General features: G+C 49.6%; 16 protein-coding genes. 3 read left to right on the forward strand and 13 right to left on the reverse strand.

Going from position 1 to position 16,751, the window contains the following annotated elements:
• Position 1: 1 nt before the first annotated feature.
• Together scpB and scpC are read left to right on the forward strand one after the other, a co-directional pair.
• Positions 2-787: a methylmalonyl-CoA decarboxylase gene (scpB, locus tag QUF14_RS18535; protein ID WP_000122080.1), complete on the forward strand. Its 786-nt coding sequence runs from the start codon at positions 2-4 to the stop codon at positions 785-787.
• 23 nt (positions 788-810) lie between these two features.
• Complete coding sequence (gene scpC / locus QUF14_RS18540) at positions 811-2,289, forward strand: propionyl-CoA:succinate CoA transferase (protein WP_100733869.1); 1,479 nt, start codon at positions 811-813, stop codon at positions 2,287-2,289.
• On the opposite strand, the gene srsR is transcribed toward scpC, so the two are convergent.
• The 13 genes from srsR to cmtB all read right to left on the reverse strand — a co-directional run bounded on the left by srsR (position 2,286) and on the right by cmtB (position 15,340).
• Positions 2,286-3,182: a LysR family transcriptional regulator SrsR gene (gene srsR, locus QUF14_RS18545; RefSeq protein ID WP_000350807.1), complete on the reverse strand. Its 897-nt coding sequence runs from the start codon at positions 3,180-3,182 to the stop codon at positions 2,286-2,288. The genes scpC and srsR overlap by 4 nt on opposite strands.
• A 167-nt stretch (positions 3,183-3,349) precedes the next feature.
• A complete protein-coding gene (locus tag QUF14_RS18550) occupies positions 3,350-4,090 on the reverse strand; it encodes an oxidative stress defense protein (protein ID WP_000669834.1) in 741 nt (246 codons plus the stop codon).
• A gap of 92 nt (positions 4,091-4,182) precedes the next feature.
• Positions 4,183-4,818: an arginine exporter ArgO gene (gene argO / locus QUF14_RS18555; RefSeq protein WP_000493350.1), complete on the reverse strand. Its 636-nt coding sequence runs from the start codon at positions 4,816-4,818 to the stop codon at positions 4,183-4,185.
• A 138-nt stretch (positions 4,819-4,956) separates the two neighbouring features.
• Positions 4,957-5,817: a small-conductance mechanosensitive channel MscS gene (gene mscS / locus QUF14_RS18560; protein ID WP_000389814.1), complete on the reverse strand. Its 861-nt coding sequence runs from the start codon at positions 5,815-5,817 to the stop codon at positions 4,957-4,959.
• Positions 5,818-6,174: 357 nt separating this feature from the next.
• Positions 6,175-7,254 carry a class II fructose-bisphosphate aldolase gene (gene fbaA / locus QUF14_RS18565; RefSeq protein WP_000034372.1) on the reverse strand — a complete coding sequence of 360 codons (1,080 nt, stop codon included), beginning with the start codon at positions 7,252-7,254 and terminating at the stop codon, positions 6,175-6,177.
• Between the two features lie 214 nt (positions 7,255-7,468).
• Positions 7,469-8,632 carry a phosphoglycerate kinase gene (gene pgk, locus QUF14_RS18570; protein WP_000111269.1) on the reverse strand — a complete coding sequence of 388 codons (1,164 nt, stop codon included), beginning with the start codon at positions 8,630-8,632 and terminating at the stop codon, positions 7,469-7,471.
• Positions 8,633-8,681: 49 nt separating this feature from the next.
• Positions 8,682-9,701 carry an erythrose-4-phosphate dehydrogenase gene (gene epd, locus QUF14_RS18575; RefSeq protein ID WP_000218480.1) on the reverse strand — a complete coding sequence of 340 codons (1,020 nt, stop codon included), beginning with the start codon at positions 9,699-9,701 and terminating at the stop codon, positions 8,682-8,684.
• 284 nt (positions 9,702-9,985) lie between these two features.
• Complete coding sequence (locus QUF14_RS18580) at positions 9,986-10,699, reverse strand: nucleoside/nucleotide kinase family protein (protein ID WP_000687214.1); 714 nt, start codon at positions 10,697-10,699, stop codon at positions 9,986-9,988.
• On the reverse strand, positions 10,696-11,205 hold the full coding sequence (fumE, locus tag QUF14_RS18585) for a fumarase E (protein WP_000224160.1): 510 nt from the start codon (positions 11,203-11,205) through the stop codon (positions 10,696-10,698). Before fumE ends, QUF14_RS18580 begins: the two co-directional genes overlap by 4 nt.
• A 21-nt stretch (positions 11,206-11,226) precedes the next feature.
• Positions 11,227-12,192 carry a class II fructose-bisphosphatase gene (gene glpX, locus QUF14_RS18590; protein WP_032185079.1) on the reverse strand — a complete coding sequence of 322 codons (966 nt, stop codon included), beginning with the start codon at positions 12,190-12,192 and terminating at the stop codon, positions 11,227-11,229.
• Complete coding sequence (locus tag QUF14_RS18595; protein ID WP_000853243.1) at positions 12,189-13,466, reverse strand: zinc-binding dehydrogenase; 1,278 nt, start codon at positions 13,464-13,466, stop codon at positions 12,189-12,191. The genes glpX and QUF14_RS18595 overlap by 4 nt, the downstream gene beginning before the upstream one ends.
• 14 nt (positions 13,467-13,480) lie before the next feature.
• Positions 13,481-14,869 carry a PTS mannitol transporter subunit IICB gene (gene cmtA / locus QUF14_RS18600; RefSeq protein ID WP_000428833.1) on the reverse strand — a complete coding sequence of 463 codons (1,389 nt, stop codon included), beginning with the start codon at positions 14,867-14,869 and terminating at the stop codon, positions 13,481-13,483.
• 27 nt (positions 14,870-14,896) lie between these two features.
• Complete coding sequence (cmtB, locus tag QUF14_RS18605; protein ID WP_001236705.1) at positions 14,897-15,340, reverse strand: PTS mannitol transporter subunit IIA; 444 nt, start codon at positions 15,338-15,340, stop codon at positions 14,897-14,899.
• Between the two features lie 375 nt (positions 15,341-15,715).
• Between cmtB and QUF14_RS18610 the strand changes: the two genes are divergently transcribed.
• Positions 15,716-16,624: a prohibitin family protein gene (locus QUF14_RS18610; protein ID WP_000646925.1), complete on the forward strand. Its 909-nt coding sequence runs from the start codon at positions 15,716-15,718 to the stop codon at positions 16,622-16,624.
• Positions 16,625-16,751: the final 127 nt, after the last annotated feature.

The following is a 16,751-nucleotide window of genomic DNA, read 5'->3' on the forward strand; positions in this document are numbered from 1 at the left end:
TATGTCTTATCAGTATGTGAACGTTGTCACTATCAACAAAGTGGCGGTCATTGAGTTTAACTATGGCCGAAAACTTAATGCCTTAAGTAAAGTCTTTATTGATGATCTTATGCAGGCATTAAGCGATCTCAACCGGCCGGAAATTCGCTGTATCATTTTGCGCGCGCCGAGTGGATCCAAAGTCTTCTCCGCAGGTCACGATATTCACGAACTTCCGTCTGGCGGTCGCGATCCGCTCTCTTATGATGATCCGTTGCGTCAAATCACCCGCATGATCCAAAAATTCCCGAAACCGATCATTTCGATGGTGGAAGGTAGTGTTTGGGGGGGAGCATTTGAAATGATCATGAGTTCCGATCTGATCATCGCCGCCAGTACCTCAACCTTCTCAATGACGCCTGTAAACCTCGGCGTCCCGTATAACCTGGTCGGCATTCACAACCTGACCCGCGACGCGGGCTTCCACATTGTCAAAGAGCTGATTTTTACCGCTTCGCCAATCACAGCCCAGCGCGCGCTGGCTGTCGGCATCCTCAATCATGTTGTGGAAGTGGAAGAACTGGAAGATTTCACCTTACAAATGGCGCACCACATCTCTGAGAAAGCGCCGTTAGCCATTGCCGTTATCAAAGAAGAACTGCGTGTACTGGGCGAAGCGCACACCATGAACTCCGATGAATTTGAACGTATTCAGGGGATGCGCCGCGCGGTTTATGACAGCGAAGATTACCAGGAAGGGATGAACGCTTTCCTCGAAAAACGTAAACCTAATTTCGTTGGTCATTAATCCCTGCGAACGAAGGAGTAAAAATGGAAACTCAGTGGACAAGGATGACCGCCGATGAAGCGGCAGAAATTATCCAGCATAACGACATGGTGGCATTTAGCGGCTTTACCCCGGCGGGTTCGCCGAAAGCCCTTCCCACCGCCATTGCCCGCAGAGCTAACGAACAGCATGAGGCCAAAAAGCCGTATCAAATCCGCCTACTGACGGGGGCGTCAATCAGCGCCGCCGCTGACGATGTACTTTCTGACGCCGATGCTGTTTCCTGGCGTGCGCCATATCAAACATCGTCCGGTTTACGTAAAAAGATCAATCAGGGCGCGGTGAGTTTCGTTGACCTGCATTTGAGCGAAGTGGCGCAAATGGTCAATTACGGTTTCTTCGGCGAAATTGATGTTGCCGTCATTGAAGCATCGGCACTGGCACCGGATGGTCGAGTCTGGTTAACCAGCGGGATCGGTAATGCGCCGACCTGGCTGCTGCGGGCGAAGAAAGTGATCATTGAACTCAATCACTATCACGATCCGCGCGTTGCAGAACTGGCGGATATTGTGATTCCTGGCGCGCCACCGCGGCGCAATAGCGTGTCGATCTTCCATGCAATGGATCGCGTCGGTACCCGCTATGTGCAAATCGATCCGAAAAAGATTGTCGCCGTCGTGGAAACCAACTTGCCCGACGCCGGTAATATGCTGGATAAGCAAAATCCCATGTGCCAGCAGATTGCCGATAACGTGATCACGTTCTTGTTGCAGGAAATGGCGCATGGGCGTATTCCGCCGGAATTTCTGCCGCTGCAAAGTGGCGTGGGCAATATCAATAATGCAGTCATGGCGCGACTAGGGGAAAACCCGGAAATTCCTCCGTTCATGATGTATTCGGAAGTGCTACAGGAATCGGTGGTGCATTTACTGGAAACGGGCAAAATCAGCGGGGCCAGCGCCTCCAGCCTGACTATCTCGGCCGATTCCCTGCGCAAGATTTACGACAATATGGATTACTTTGCCAGCCGCATTGTGTTGCGTCCGCAGGAGATTTCCAATAATCCGGAAATCATCCGTCGTCTGGGCGTCATCGCTCTGAACGTCGGCCTGGAGTTTGATATTTACGGGCATGCCAACTCAACACACGTAGCCGGGGTCGATCTGATGAACGGCATCGGTGGCAGCGGTGATTTTGAACGCAACGCGTATCTGTCGATCTTTATGGCCCCGTCGATTGCTAAAGAAGGTAAGATCTCAACCGTCGTGCCAATGTGCAGCCATGTTGATCACAGCGAACACAGCGTCAAAGTGATCATCACCGAACAAGGGATCGCCGATCTGCGTGGTCTTTCCCCGCTTCAACGCGCCCGCACCATCATTGATAATTGTGCACATCCTATGTATCGGGATTATCTGCATCGCTATCTGGAAAATGCGCCCGGCGGACATATTCACCACGATCTTAGCCACGTCTTCGATTTACACCGTAATTTAATTGCAACCGGCTCGATGCTGGGTTAATGACTCGTCCCGTCACGATCTTCAGCAATATGCTGAAGCATCGTGGCGGTATAACGATGATTTCTGATTGAATAAAGATATTCCTGCATATACATCGGCCTGTGCGGCGCATCAAAATATTTCAGCGTTGCCGGATTCACCAGTCGCCAGGCAAAATGCGGGATCACCGTCAGAAAATGTCCGCGCTCCACGGCGCTGATTTTGGCCATAAAACTGTAAGGTCGATAAATAATGGTGGGATTGATCCCACAAGGACGCATATTCGCATCAATCATTGCTTCGAAGTTGGCCCGGTTCTGAAAGCGCATTTGTAGCCAGGGTAGCTCCTGAAGCAACTCTTGCTCTTGTCGCTCTTCATAACGGCGAGAAACGAGAAAGCCCAATCGCAGCGGTGGTAGTTCACTGATAGTCAGGTTTTCCAGTTCCTGAACTCGTGCAGATACATGCTGTGGGGAGATTATAAAATCTAACTGACGGTCAAAAAGATTATCGATAACGCCGTTTTCGCTGAACTCAACTGGCTGGGCGGTCACGCCTTCGTACTTATCTCCGAGACTAATCAACTGATCAAAAATAATGGTCGGATAAGTATTATCTATGCCTATCACAATTTCTCGTGAACGACGTCCTGAGTTATGGATTTCATTATCAATCGCAGAAAGCCGTTGATAAACCGGGAACAGTTTTTGATACAGTTCCTGCCCGGCTTTATTGAGGCTGATATTATTATCTTTGCGGGTAAATAGCGTATAGCCAATTTGTTCTTCCAGCGCGGCAATGCTTTTGCCAAATGGCGAAGCCGTCATATGGATTTTTTCTGCCGCCCGGGCAATATTATTGGTTTGCGCTAATAAAATGAAATTGCGCATCTTTTTCGAAATAAAAATGTCCATCCCCGCTCCCCCGCATCCTTGTCCGCTTAACCGTTTCAGTCAGCCTATCCTTGATGAAACCGCGAGCAAAGATAGGTGATTACGTCATGGTTTTACAGAAAATTACAGAAAAAGGAGGCAATATCGGGTAAAGGCATTAGCCCGACCAATACGTCGGGCTACAAGTATTATTGTGCGGCAGGTGTTTTAGCGGGTTGTTGATCCACAGGTTCTAACTGGAAGACCACATCGACCTGATCATCAAACTGAATAGCAGCCTGCTCGTAAGTTTCCTGGGCTGAGACCGGCGCGGCATCGGCTTTCATCATCCGCACCATTGGGCTGGGCTGATAGTTGGAAACATGGTAGCGCACGCTATATACCGGCCCTAGTTTACGATGAAAGCCGTTCGCCAGTTCCTGCGCCTGATGAATCGCGTTATCAATCGCTGCCTTACGCGCTTTGTCTTTATAGGCATCCGGCTGCGCCACGCCCAGCGATACAGAACGAATTTCGTTAAGACCCGCCTTCAGCGCACCATCCAGCAAGGAATTCAGTTTGTCTAACTGACGGAGCGTGACTTCCACCGTTCTCACAGCACGGTAGCCTTTCAGGATACTTTTACCATCCTGATAATCATAATCTGGCTGGGTGCGTAAGTTCGCTGAGCTGATATCTTTTTTCGCGATCTGATTGAGTTCAAGGAAGGAAATGTATTGTGCGACGCGCTCATCCGCCTGTTTCTTGGCAGTAGCGGCATCCTTCGCGGCCACGTTGACTTCAATCGCAAGAGTGGCAATGTCTGGCACCGCATCCACGCTTGCCGTACCGGAGGTGACAATATGCGGTCCATCCGGCAATTCGTTAGCCTGCGCTGCCATCCCGCTAATACCCATTAATGCCGCCAGGGCGATAACTTTGAACTTCACGTTAGTCTCTCCGTGTTAATTGACTTGCCCAAAATTCAGGACCTCTGGAGGCAAGCTTAGCGCCTCTGTTTTATTTTTCCATCAGATAGCGCCTAACTGAACAAGGCTTGTGCATGCGCAATACCGTCTCTCGCCAGCTGCAAGGCAATAAACCACATAACACATCCCACTACCAGATTGATAATGCGCTGTGATTTTGCCGTGCGCAGGCGCGGTGCCAGCCAGGCTGCGAGAAGAGCCAGACCAAAGAACCACAGGAAAGAGGCGCTAATTGTCCCGAGCGCAAACCAACGTTTTGGTTCGACGTCAAGCTGCCCACCAAGGCTGCCCAGTACAACAAAAGTATCCAGGTAAACATGCGGATTCAGCCAGGTCACTGCCAGCATGGTGGCGATAATTTTCCATCTTCCTTGCTTCAGGACTTCGGCACTGGCTAACTCAATATTACTGCTCATTGCGGTTTTAAAAGCGCCAAAACCATACCACAGCAAGAAGGCTACGCCGCCCCAGGTGACCAGCGCCAGCAACCACGGCGACTGCATCAATAACGCGCTGCCACCAAAAATCCCGGCGCAAATCAGGACCAAATCGCTGATAGCACAAAGTAAGGCAATCATTATGTGGTACTGACGACGAATGCCCTGATTCATCACAAAAGCATTTTGTGGACCGAGCGGTAGGATCATAGCCGCCCCAAGTGCAAGACCTTGAAAGTAATAAGAAAACACGTTGGATATTCCGAATTAAGTATCTGATGCAGAGACTATATCGCGGGATTGTTATTAGCGGAAATTGATAATATTAATTGGCAATCAGAAAAACTAATAAGAGAGAGGCCAGAGAGTATTATCTGGCCTCAGCGTTGATTATGCAGCTTTGTCTTCTTTCACCCGCTTAAAGTTCACATCCATTTGCGGGTATGGGAAGCTGATACCGGCGGCATCAAATTCACGTTTAATACGCTCCAGCACATCCCAGTACACGTTTTGTAGATCGCCGCTTTTGCTCCAGACGCGGACCACGAAATTAATCGACGATGCGCCAAGTTCGTTCAGACGCACAGTCATTTCGCGATCTTTCAAAATGCGGTCTTCAGACTGGATAATATCGGTCAGGATCTGCTTAACCTGATCGATATCGGAATCATACGCCACGCCAATAATAAATTCGTTACGGCGAACTGGCTCGCGGGAGAAGTTAATAATATTCCCGGCAATAATTTTACCGTTCGGAATAACGATAATTTTACCGTCTGCAGTACGCATGGTGGTGGAGAAAATCTGCACGCTCAGCACAGTACCGGCTACGCCGCCGAGGTCAACATATTCTCCGGCACGGAACGGGCGGAACATGACCAGTAACACGCCAGCGGCCAGGTTAGACAGTGACCCCTGCAAAGCCAGACCAACAGCTAAGCCGGCGGCACCGAGTACAGCAATGACTGACGCTGTTTGTACGCCCACGCGGCCCAGTGCAGCGATTAGCGTAAAGGCGATAATTCCGTAACGGACTAATGCAGAAAGAAAATCAGCAACGGTGGCATCGATTTTACGGGAGATCATCAGGCGATTCACCGCGTTGGAAATCATCCGCGCGATAATCAAACCAACGATGATGATCGCGAGTGCCGCCACGATGTTTACTGCATAACTTAGCAGCAGCGCCTGGTTAGCCACCAGCCAGCTCCCCGCGCCGTTTATGCTATCGACAACATTCAAATCTTCCATTCAATATTCCTTTTCAACTGACTCAAAATGGAGAAATACACTCCGCCGCCTTATGACGGGCAGTCTGACAAGGGTAAACAATAAAGCATAATTTTGCCAAATAGATCACAGATTTCTCATCTGCATCACCTTGCTTTTGGTGAAAAAAGATCCGCAGAGCGGGCCTCAGACAGATAGCAATGTGCGATTTGTCATACTGGATGCGGCTTTAACGTCTTACCAGACCTACAAAAGCCTTTAAATTCAATATATTGCAGGATACGTGTAGGCCTGATAAGCGTAGCGCATCAGGCAATTTTGCTTTTGGCGAAAAAAAGACCCGCAGAGCGGGCCTTGAGATAAGCAGAAAGGAATATCTTACAGAACGTCGATCGCGTTCAGTTCCTGGAATGCTTTTTCCAGACGAGCGATCATCGAAGTCTGACCGGCACGCAGCCATACGCGCGGATCGTAGTATTTCTTGTTCGGCTGATCTTCGCCTTTCGGGTTGCCCAACTGACCCTGCAGATAAGCTTCGTTCGCTTTGTAGTAGTTCAGAACACCTTCCCAGGTTGCCCATTGGGTATCGGTATCGATGTTCATTTTCACTACGCCGTAGCTTACGGAGTCTTTGATTTCCTGAGCAGTAGAACCGGAACCGCCGTGGAATACGAAGTTCAGGCTGTTGTGCGGCAGGTTGTGTTTCTTGGAAACATATTCCTGAGAGTCACGCAGGATGGTCGGAGTCAGAACAACATTACCCGGCTTGTATACGCCGTGTACGTTACCGAAGGACGCTGCGATGGTGAAGCGCGGGCTGATTTTGCTCAGCTCGGTGTATGCGTAATCAACGTCTTCCGGCTGGGTGTACAGTGCAGAAGCGTCCATGTGGCTGTTGTCCACGCCGTCTTCTTCACCACCGGTGCAACCCAGTTCGATTTCCAGAGTCATGCCGATTTTGGACATGCGCTCCAGGTATTTAGAGCAGATTTCAATGTTCTCTTGCAGAGATTCTTCAGACAGGTCGATCATGTGAGAAGAGAACAGCGGCTTACCGGTAGCAGCGAAGTGTTTTTCACCTGCGTCCAGCAGACCGTCGATCCACGGCAGCAGTTTCTTCGCGCAGTGGTCAGTGTGCAGGATAACCGGAACACCATAATGTTCAGCCATCTGATGAACGTGATGCGCACCAGAGATCGCACCCAGGATAGCAGCGCCCTGCGGAACGTCAGATTTCACGCCTTTACCAGCGATAAAGGAAGCACCACCGTTGGAGAACTGAACGATAACCGGAGCTTTAACTTTAGCAGCGGTTTCCAGTACGGCGTTGATGGAGTCAGTACCGACGCAGTTTACTGCTGGCAGTGCGAAGTTGTTTTCTTTTGCTACCTGGAAAACTTTCTGTACGTCATCACCAGTGATTACGCCAGGTTTTACGAAATCAAAAATCTTAGACATGTCTCTTGTCCTGTATCGTCGGGCCTTATACTCGTCATACTTCAAGTTGCATGTGCTGCGTCTGCGTTCGCTCACCCCAGTCACTTACTTATGTAAGCTCCTGGGGATTCACTCTCTTGTCGCCTTCCTGCAACTCGAATTATTTAGAGTATGAAAAAATGCGTGCTCTAAAAGCGCGCTGCAACAAGGGCAGGTTTCCCTGCCCTGTGATTTTTTACTTCTTAGCGCGCTCTTCGAGCATCGCTACTGCAGGCAGTACTTTACCTTCCACGAATTCGAGGAATGCGCCGCCGCCAGTGGAGATGTAGGAGATTTTGTCAGCAATGCCGAACAGGTCGATTGCTGCCAGAGTGTCGCCGCCGCCAGCGATGGAGAACGCTTCGCTGTCTGCGATAGCGTTAGCCACGATTTCAGTACCTTTGCGGAAGTTCGGGAATTCGAACACGCCAACCGGGCCGTTCCACAGAATGGTTTTCGCATTCTTCAGGATTTCAGCCAGTTCCTGCGCGGAAGCATCACCGATATCCAGGATCTGCTCGTCAGCTTTCACATCGTTAACAGATTTCAGGGTAGCCGGTGCAGTTTCAGAGAACTCGGTTGCTACGCGAACATCAGACGGAACCGGGATGTTGCAGGTGGTCAGCAGACGTTTAGCTTCGTCAACCAGGTCAGCTTCGTACAGGGATTTACCCACATCGTGGCCTTGTGCCGCGATAAAGGTGTTAGCAATACCACCACCCACGATCAGCTGGTCAGCGATTTTAGACAGGGAGTCCAGAACGGTCAGTTTGGTAGATACTTTAGAACCACCAACGATAGCCACCATCGGGCGAGCAGGTTCTTTCAGTGCTTTACCCAGCGCGTCCAGTTCAGCTGCCAGCAGCGGGCCTGCGCACGCAACATCAGCGAATTTACCGATACCGTGAGTAGAAGCCTGCGCGCGGTGAGCAGTACCGAATGCGTCCATTACGAACACGTCACACAGTGCAGCATATTTTTTGGACAGGGTTTCGTCGTCTTTCTTCTCGCCTTTGTTGAAGCGAACGTTTTCCAGAACAACCAGTTCACCTTCAGCAACGTCAACGCCGTCGAGGTAATCTTTAACCAGACGAACCGGGTTAGACAGTTTGTCTTTCAGGTAGTTAACAACCGGCAGCAGAGAGAATTCTTCGTTGTACTCGCCTTCGGTAGGACGACCCAGGTGGGAAGTTACCATCACTTTCGCGCCTTGTTTCAGGGCCAGTTCGATGGTCGGCAGAGAAGCACGGATACGCGCGTCGCTGGTTACTTTCCCGTCTTTTACTGGTACGTTCAGATCCGCACGGATAAATACACGTTTCCCAGCAAGATCCAGATCGGTCATCTTAATTACAGACATGGTGAATCCTCTCGTTGATTCTAAAAGTTTTGCAGACGCTGCTTGCGTCTTACCTGAAAGCAACAGTAGCCATAGCTAACGTCGTGTCGAGCATTCGGTTAGCAAAGCCCCATTCGTTATCGCACCAGACCAACGTTTTGATCAGGTGCGCGCCACTGACCCGGGTTTGGGTGCCATCGACAATGGCACTGTGCGGATCGTGGTTAAAATCTACAGAGACCAACGGCAATTCCGTATAGTCAACTATACCATGAAATGCACCTTGTGCTGCTTTTTGCAGCAACAGGTTGACTTCATTGGCTTTTACAGGTTTCTTCACCGTCACGCTTAAATCGATTGCCGTCACATTTATGGTTGGTACACGCACCGCAATCGCTTCAAAGCGATCGTTAAATTGCGGAAAAAATCGTGTGATACCGGCGGCCAGTTTAGTATCGACTGGAATGATCGACTGGCTGGCTGCCCGGGTGCGACGCAGGTCAGGATGGTATGCATCAATAACCTGTTGATCGTGCATGGCGGAGTGAATTGTGGTCACAGTGCCGGACTCAATACCGTACGCATCATCTAACAATTTGATGACGGGAATTATGCAATTCGTGGTACAGGAAGCGTTAGAAACGATGCGGTGTTCCGCACGAAGTTGATCCTGATTGACGCCGTAAACCACGGTCGCGTCGAGATCGTTACTACCAGGATGTGAAAAGAGCACTTTTTTGGCCCCGGCGGCAATATGTGCTTCGCCATGCTCGCGGGAGCCATATACGCCGGTGCAGTCGAGAACCACATCGACGCCAAGTTCACGCCATGGGAGCGATTGCAGTGAACGTTCGTGCAATACGCGGATGGCGTCATCACCAACAAAAAGTTGATCGCGTTCCTGTCGTACTTCCCATGCAAAACGGCCATGACTGGTGTCATATTTCAACAAATGCGCCATGCCCGCAGCATCCGCCAGTTCGTTGATTGCCACCACGGTAATTTCCGCCCGGCGTCCGGATTCATACAAAGCACGAACCACATTACGCCCAATGCGACCGAAGCCATTTATCGCTACGCGTACGGTCATAGATCTCCTGCAAGGTTTTCCCTGAGCAAATTTGCCAAACAGAGTAATCCAGCAAATCGTCCGGGGAAACCTTACCTGTCGCAAACTGCGACTGATTGGTTAATTGTCGAACATTTAATCGACTGAAACGCTTCAGCTAGAATAAGCGAAACGTGGAATAAAAGGAATGATTGTCCAGTCAAAGAAGACAATTATCTGACTTACGTCACATTTTCTTCCCTTCTTGTAGGAGGCTTTATTCCAGACTGGCGTAATAATAACCACGCAATAACTGGAATAAATTGTCAGCTTATGAAGTGATACCTGCCTTCTTCCGTCATCTCTAATATCAGATTGGCCTGACAACTATTCAGCAGCACACGCTCGACATTGGGACCATCGGTTCGGGCATAAAAAGCTTCAGCTTCATCCCGCGATAATCCCCCCGCAATTTTACGACTAATCAAGCGTTCCCGCAGAATTTGAACGGGGGCATGAATAAAAACAGAAAAATCGCAGAAAGATGCCAACGCCCGCCACTTCTCGTCGTCCAGCAACAACCAGTTTCCTTCGACGATGACGAGTGGTGCGGTAACGTGCAACGCATCTTCAACAGGATCATGCTTTTGTCGATCGTACTGCGGCCACGTACAATCCCCTTCCATTACCTGGCGCAGATTTTCCGCCAGCTTTGCCACATCGAATGTCTCTGGTGCGCCTTTAAAGGGGCGCAATTGATGCGCATCCAGCCAGCTATTGTAATGGTGAAAACCATCCATCGGCAGCGTCTGAATAGCGGGTAGTTCCGGGTCTTGTTGCGCGAGATATTCCCAGAAAGTGGTTAGGGTAGATTTACCCATCCCCGGCGGAGCGCAAAGAAAAACCACGGTACGCCGCTGCGGATTTACCGTCTGTAAGGCTGCCAGCATACGCAGCAACGGTTTATGCACATTTTCAATCTCTTCGTTCGGGTACTGCGCCTGTACCTTCAGACCATTCACCGTTAAGTCAATTTTCACGGCGTTAATTCCTTTAAGGTGGTCGTTACTGCCAGCGTCAGCGCCGTTTTGACCATCCCACTAAAACGCACCTCTGACCAGACGGCGAAATCAGCGAACTTCATCGCTTTTAACGCGTCATAGAGCGTCGCATTGCGGGTTATGCTATTGACGTTGCTGATAAAATCCCAGGTAATGTCATCGGCAAATCCGGGCGTTTCATCCTGTTCATTCAGGTAATGCCAGAACTGGGAAAAGTGCGTGATATCGGCATACAGCCATTTGTCCATTTTCCCCAGCGCAAAAATCAAACGTAGCGCAACATCAATATCGTCAAGCGGGCCGCTTTGAGCGAGTAACGGCTTCACTGCATATTCCACGATCTCTTCATCATTATCGACAAACAGCGACGGCAGAAACTGGCGTATCCCCTGGAGCAAAATGACATGTGCAGTTCTCATAAATGACAATAAATTGTCCTGTGCGTCCAGTTGCTCAAGCACATCATCTTCTGTCAGCGTCGCCATTGGTCTTCCGATAGATCACCATCAATGCAGGGAGTCTATTATATTACACGTTTGGTCCGCGCCGCCGATCAGTAATGTCTGCGTCCGCACCCCATTCGCCGTCTGTTGGATACCGTTCACCAACTCACCGCCCGTCACGCCCGTAGCGCTAAAGAGGATATCGTTCCCCCTCACCAGTTCATCGAGCGAGTACACACGGTTAACGTCAACGCCCATTTCCTTGCAACGCTTGCGCTCCTGCTCTGCAATCTGCCGATTTTCCGTGTAATCCCCTTTAGCCTGACAAAAGTCAATCAGCTCGGCCTGCATATCCCCGCCTAATGCTTTAACGGCACAGGCAGAAATCACGCCTTCTGGCGCACCGCCGATGGTGTACATCACATCGTAAGGATTATCCTGCCAGCAGGTCAGCACGCTGGCGGCGACATCGCCATCCGGCAGGGCAAAAACCTTCACGCCCAGCTGTGTTGCTTCCTCAATTGCGGCACTCAGGCGCGGTTTATCCAGCGTAACCATACGCAGCTTGTCCAGCGGTTTGCCTAACGCTTTCGCCACGTTGCGCAAGTTGTCCGCCAGAGGCAAAGACAGATCAATCGCGCCCGCCGCCAGCCGATTAACAACCAGTTTTTTCATATACATATCGGGCGCGTGTAACAGGCTATCTCGAGGGGCGAAAGCCATGACCGCCAGCGCATTGCTCTGCCCCATCGCCACCATCCGCGTGCCTTCAATGGGATCAACCGCGATATCGACTTCTGGCCCATCGCCTTTGCCCACCTCTTCGCCAATCCACAGCATCGGCGCATGGTCAATTTCTCCCTCGCCGATGACCACTCGCCCACGAAAAGCGACGTCGTTTAATGCCTGGCGCATCGCGGTGACCGCCAGGCCATCAATTTTATTTTTGTTGCCACATCCGGTTTGCGGCCAGGCAGCCAACGCTGCCTGCTCCGTAACGCGAAATAATGGCCACGCCAGGGACATCATTGCGCGGCCTCCCCGATATCAACGCCAAATTGCGCCAGCAGATATTTCTCGGCCTGTTCATTCCAGATGCCGTGCGTTTCCTCAACCAGCCGCGCAAGCTCTTTAAACAGCGGATCTGTTTTGCCTTTTTCGGCAAAATCGGCAATGGCGGTGAGCGGCATGGTAACGCCGTTGTAAATGAGTTTTTTACCACCGGGGATATCCGGTAAATTGAGAACGGTTTCTGGCACTGCATCCAGGCCACCGATATGCGTCACCATAAACGACGGTTGCAACTGCCCCGTAGCGCTCAGGGCAATCGCCTCTTTCATATCGTCCGTTGAACCACCCGATGTACCGACGACGTGCGTGCTGTTGTAATGGACGTTGTAGAAATTAAACGGCACTTTGAAGTTTTTATCCGTCGGCCCGGCAAAGAAGTTCAGGCAGCCATCTTCCGCCAGTAATTCATCAGCCATCTCGACGACAGCAGGCACCGCTGCATAGACAAATACGTCATCAAATCCGGCATCATCCGTCAGCGCCCGCAGCCTCTGGACTGGGTCGCTCATTCCTTTGGTATTCACATATATCAGCTCAATGCCTTTGCTGGCCGCCAGCTCCACCGGCAGCAGCTTCTGCACCTGTGCCAGGCGTTTTTCGTCGATATCGACCACCACTACCCGCGACGGTTGTATGCCGCCGTGAATAGCGTAATCGATAGCGCCTATCCCCATCGGGCCCGCACACGCCAGCAGCGCAATATTGCCGCCAGGTTTGACGCCCATGCGATGCTCATAAACATATTGCGTGGTGTGATAATTGGCATGATAAGCGCCAATAATGCAGCACATCGGCTCTGCCAGCGACGCCGCAGCAAAATAAGATCCGTGATACGGTAATACGCAGCCCAAATTAATGGCTACCTCTGGAATAATCATATAGGTGGCGTTACCGCCAAAATATTCGTAGCTGTATCCCGCAGAATACCCGCTTGGTAGCCCCATCGCCGGTTGCAATACAAAACGTTGGCCTTTTTTATATTTGTCGGTAAGATTTTTCCCCACTTCAACAATAATCCCGGCACATTCATGCCCGGTAATGACCGGATGATTTTCTAAATCGTCGGGCACCCGTTTATGTTCGCTACCGAGTAACGCCGCTTTCCAGGTCGATAAACACACACTGTCAGAAATTACACTCACCAGCAGTTCATTATCGGTAATTTTGGGCAGTTCAAATTCGCGCAGACGGACATCCCGCTTGCCATAAATAGCAGCAACTTTGGTTTTCATTTTTACCTCGGCAATCAGTTTTTATGTTCAGCGGTTAATTGATTAAATAAAGTGTCGAGTTTGGGATCGCCAATATAGTTATTAATCAATATCAGCGGTTTATCCGTCACACGTTTCACGCGCCCTTCCAGACTAGCGTGAGTAACGACGATATCCACATCTGCAGGCACGTTTTCTATCGCGTAATGTTTTACTTCTATTGCCAGCCCCGCTTTTTCCAGGCGCTTACGGAAGGTGGTTGCGCCCATCGCGCTAGAGCCCATTCCCGCATCGCAAACAAAGGCGATACGCTTAACCCGGCTTAACGAGAATGTACCTTCTTGTTTCATCGCCTTAACCGCATTGGCGGACTGCACAAACTCATCTTCGCTCTCCGTTTCCACCGTTTTTTCCATCTTCAGTATTACGGAAGTGATAGCAAAGGACACCAGGGTACCTACCGTAACACCGGCAATTGTCGCCAGGAACGAGCCTTTCGGCGTCAGTGCAAGGTAAGCAAAGATAGACCCCGGACTTGGACCAGCCACCAGACCACCGTCCAGTAAGTTAAACATCCAGGTGCCAGACATACCGCCGGCAATCATGGCAATAATGGTCAGCGGCTTCATCAGCACATACGGGAAATACAGTTCGTGGATCCCACCGAGGAAGTGAATAATCATCGCCCCGGGCGCAGAACGTTTACTCATCCCTTTACCAAACAAAGTAAACGCCAGCAGCAGTCCTAAGCCAGGCCCAGGGTTGGACGCCACCATAAAGAAGATGGATTTACCGTTAACTGAAGCCTGTTGCATCCCCAACGGGTAATAGACGCCCTGATCTATCGCGTTATTGAGGAAAAGCACTTTCGCCGGTTCATTGATGACTGACAGCAAAGGCAGATAGCCCGCATGTACCAGCGCCTCAATACACTCTTTGACGAAAGTATTGGCAATTAACACCGCCGGGCCGATAACTTCAAAACCCAGCAGACAAAGGAGCATCCCGGTGATACCTAATGAGAAGTTATTGATAACCATCTCAAAACCAGCAGGTATGCGTTTTTCCAGTGCCTTATCGACATATTTTATGACCAGCCCACCTAACGGTCCCATGATCATTGAACCAAGGAACATCGGGATTTCTGCGCCGACGATTACACCAATTGTCCCTATTCCGCCCATGACTGCGCCGCGTTTACCGCCGACTAAATGGCCACCGGTAGAACCAATCATTACGGGCAATAAATAGGTAATCATCGGGCCGACAATTTTGGCGAAATGTTCGTTAGGCAGCCAACCAGTAGGAATAAATAATGCAGTAATAAAACCCCAGGCAATAAAAGCACCAATATTGGGGATGACCATTGCCGTCAAAAAGCCCCCAAAAGCCTGGACCTTTGCACGAGCAGACTTGTTTTCCATAATATTATCCTGTAGAGGAGAGAGTCATTATTCGCGGCTGATAATGTCCGCTAATTGTTTTTCTGATGTTGCAGTTAAGAGTTGTTCAAGTATTTCTTCTTCGCACAGCAATTCACTTAACGCCTGAATAGCACCAATGTGCGAATCGGCATCGGCTGCAGAAAGACCGATAAGTAATTTAATCGGTTCGTCATTCCCCGAAAAATAAACGCCTTGTTTAAGTAACGTCAAAGACATCCCGGTTTTAAGCGCCCCACATTCCGGTCGCGCATGAGGCATTGCCACGCCTGGTGCGAGAATATAATAAGGGCCATTGTTAATGGTGGAATCTTTAATAGCCTGAATGTAATTCTCGCTGATATAGTTTTTATCCAGCAATGATGCCATCGAGAAATTGATAGCTTCCTGCCAATCTTTTGCTGAATGTATAACTGAGATTGATGATTCTGGAAAATAATCAATAAGCCGCATAAATTATCCTTATTTTATTTTTAGGGTACCGTCCGGCGGTAAAAATAAAATACTCGTGCGATTTAATGAAAGCAATTGGGCACGCGAGAAGAAAAAAAACATGAACCAAAATAATAAAATGTTAAATAACAACAACATGAAATTTATACCTATAAAGTCAAGTTTGTGTTTGTTATGTTTATCACAAAACCAATGTTTTATCTGCCTATGTATTTGTGATGCATATCTCTATTTATCTATTGAATGTTCGAAAACATACTTTTTTAGCCGATGTTTTTCGCTCTCCCCCTTTATAGATTCTGAATTCTCACCTGTTGGCTGTTTTCTCCTCACCTCATGTGACATATTCCCACACTTTACTCAAGGAAGATTCTCATGAAAGCGCCTGTTTCAATAACCTCATTTCGCCCACAAAAATCTATTGCTATCGCCATTGGCGTGCTTACCGTGGTTGTGCTGCCATTTCTCTCGTATTACACCGTTAATGAAGGTGAACGCGGCATTTTGCTGCGCTACGGAAAAATCGTAAAAGTTGCCGAGCCGGGTCTGGGTTTTAAGATCCCTTTTATGGAAAGCGTAGAGAAAATTTCCACGCGTAATCAGGCTGTGGTTTATCAGGGATTACAGGCCTACAGCCGCGACCAGCAACCGGCACAAATGACAGTATCAGTCAGCTTCCACATTAAACCTTCAGAAGCAGGCGCGGTTTATACCACCTACAACACCATTGAAGCATTAAAAGATCGTCTGATTGTCCGTCAGTTGCCAACTCAACTGGAGAACGTTTTCGGCCAATATACCGCCATCAGCGCGGTACAGGATCGTACAAAACTGGTTCAGGATCTGCAAAATGCAATGCGTAAAGCCGTTGTTGGCCCGGTGGTGATTGATGGTGTCCAGATTGAAAATATTGATTTTTCTGACGCTTATGAAAAATCGATTGAAGATCGAATGAAAGCAGAAGTCGCCATTGCCACACGTAAGCAAAATCTGGAAACAGAGAAAATCCAGGCGCAAATAGCGGTAACTCAGGCCCAGGCAGAAGCAGACAGTAAACTGGCGGCAGCCAAAGCAGAAGCTGAGACTATTCGCGTAAGAGGCGCGGCAGAGGCTGAAACTATTCGTTTAAAAAGTGCGGCTGAAGCAGAAGCGATCCGCCTGCGCGGTGAAGCTCTGCGGGATAATCCCGGACTTGTTGCCCTCACCACTGCTGAGCGTTGGGACGGTAAGCTACCCGATACCATGATCCCCGGCAGTACAGTTCCGTTTATCTCTACTAAGTAAAAAAAGGGCCGCTTTCGCGGCCCTTGAGACTGATGGCAAAGGCAAAACTGCCTGATGCGCTACGCTTATCAGGCCTTGTATTATCCCTCCTGTGCAGAGAAAATCGGCCAGTTTTCTCTGCCTGCAG

It is taken from the genome of Escherichia sp. HH091_1A (genome assembly GCF_030295175.1).
Taxonomy (GTDB): domain Bacteria; phylum Pseudomonadota; class Gammaproteobacteria; order Enterobacterales; family Enterobacteriaceae; genus Escherichia; species Escherichia coli_F.

What these genes read in the sequence shown, in the direction of transcription:
- scpB (WP_000122080.1), top strand. Translation starts at nt 2, where the DNA reads ATGTCTTATCAGTATGTGAACGTTGTCACTATCAACAAAGTGGCGGTC.
- scpC (WP_100733869.1), top strand. Translation starts at nt 811, where the DNA reads ATGGAAACTCAGTGGACAAGGATGACCGCCGATGAAGCGGCAGAAATT.
- srsR (WP_000350807.1), bottom strand. Translation starts at nt 3,182, where the DNA reads ATGGACATTTTTATTTCGAAAAAGATGCGCAATTTCATTTTATTAGCG.
- mscS (WP_000389814.1), bottom strand. Translation starts at nt 5,817, where the DNA reads ATGGAAGATTTGAATGTTGTCGATAGCATAAACGGCGCGGGGAGCTGG.
- fbaA (WP_000034372.1), bottom strand. Translation starts at nt 7,254, where the DNA reads ATGTCTAAGATTTTTGATTTCGTAAAACCTGGCGTAATCACTGGTGAT.
- pgk (WP_000111269.1), bottom strand. Translation starts at nt 8,632, where the DNA reads ATGTCTGTAATTAAGATGACCGATCTGGATCTTGCTGGGAAACGTGTA.
- epd (WP_000218480.1), bottom strand. Translation starts at nt 9,701, where the DNA reads ATGACCGTACGCGTAGCGATAAATGGCTTCGGTCGCATTGGGCGTAAT.
- fumE (WP_000224160.1), bottom strand. Translation starts at nt 11,205, where the DNA reads ATGGCGACGCTGACAGAAGATGATGTGCTTGAGCAACTGGACGCACAG.
- glpX (WP_032185079.1), bottom strand. Translation starts at nt 12,192, where the DNA reads ATGATGTCCCTGGCGTGGCCATTATTTCGCGTTACGGAGCAGGCAGCG.
- QUF14_RS18595 (WP_000853243.1), bottom strand. Translation starts at nt 13,466, where the DNA reads ATGAAAACCAAAGTTGCTGCTATTTATGGCAAGCGGGATGTCCGTCTG.
- cmtA (WP_000428833.1), bottom strand. Translation starts at nt 14,869, where the DNA reads ATGGAAAACAAGTCTGCTCGTGCAAAGGTCCAGGCTTTTGGGGGCTTT.
- cmtB (WP_001236705.1), bottom strand. Translation starts at nt 15,340, where the DNA reads ATGCGGCTTATTGATTATTTTCCAGAATCATCAATCTCAGTTATACAT.
- QUF14_RS18610 (WP_000646925.1), top strand. Translation starts at nt 15,716, where the DNA reads ATGAAAGCGCCTGTTTCAATAACCTCATTTCGCCCACAAAAATCTATT.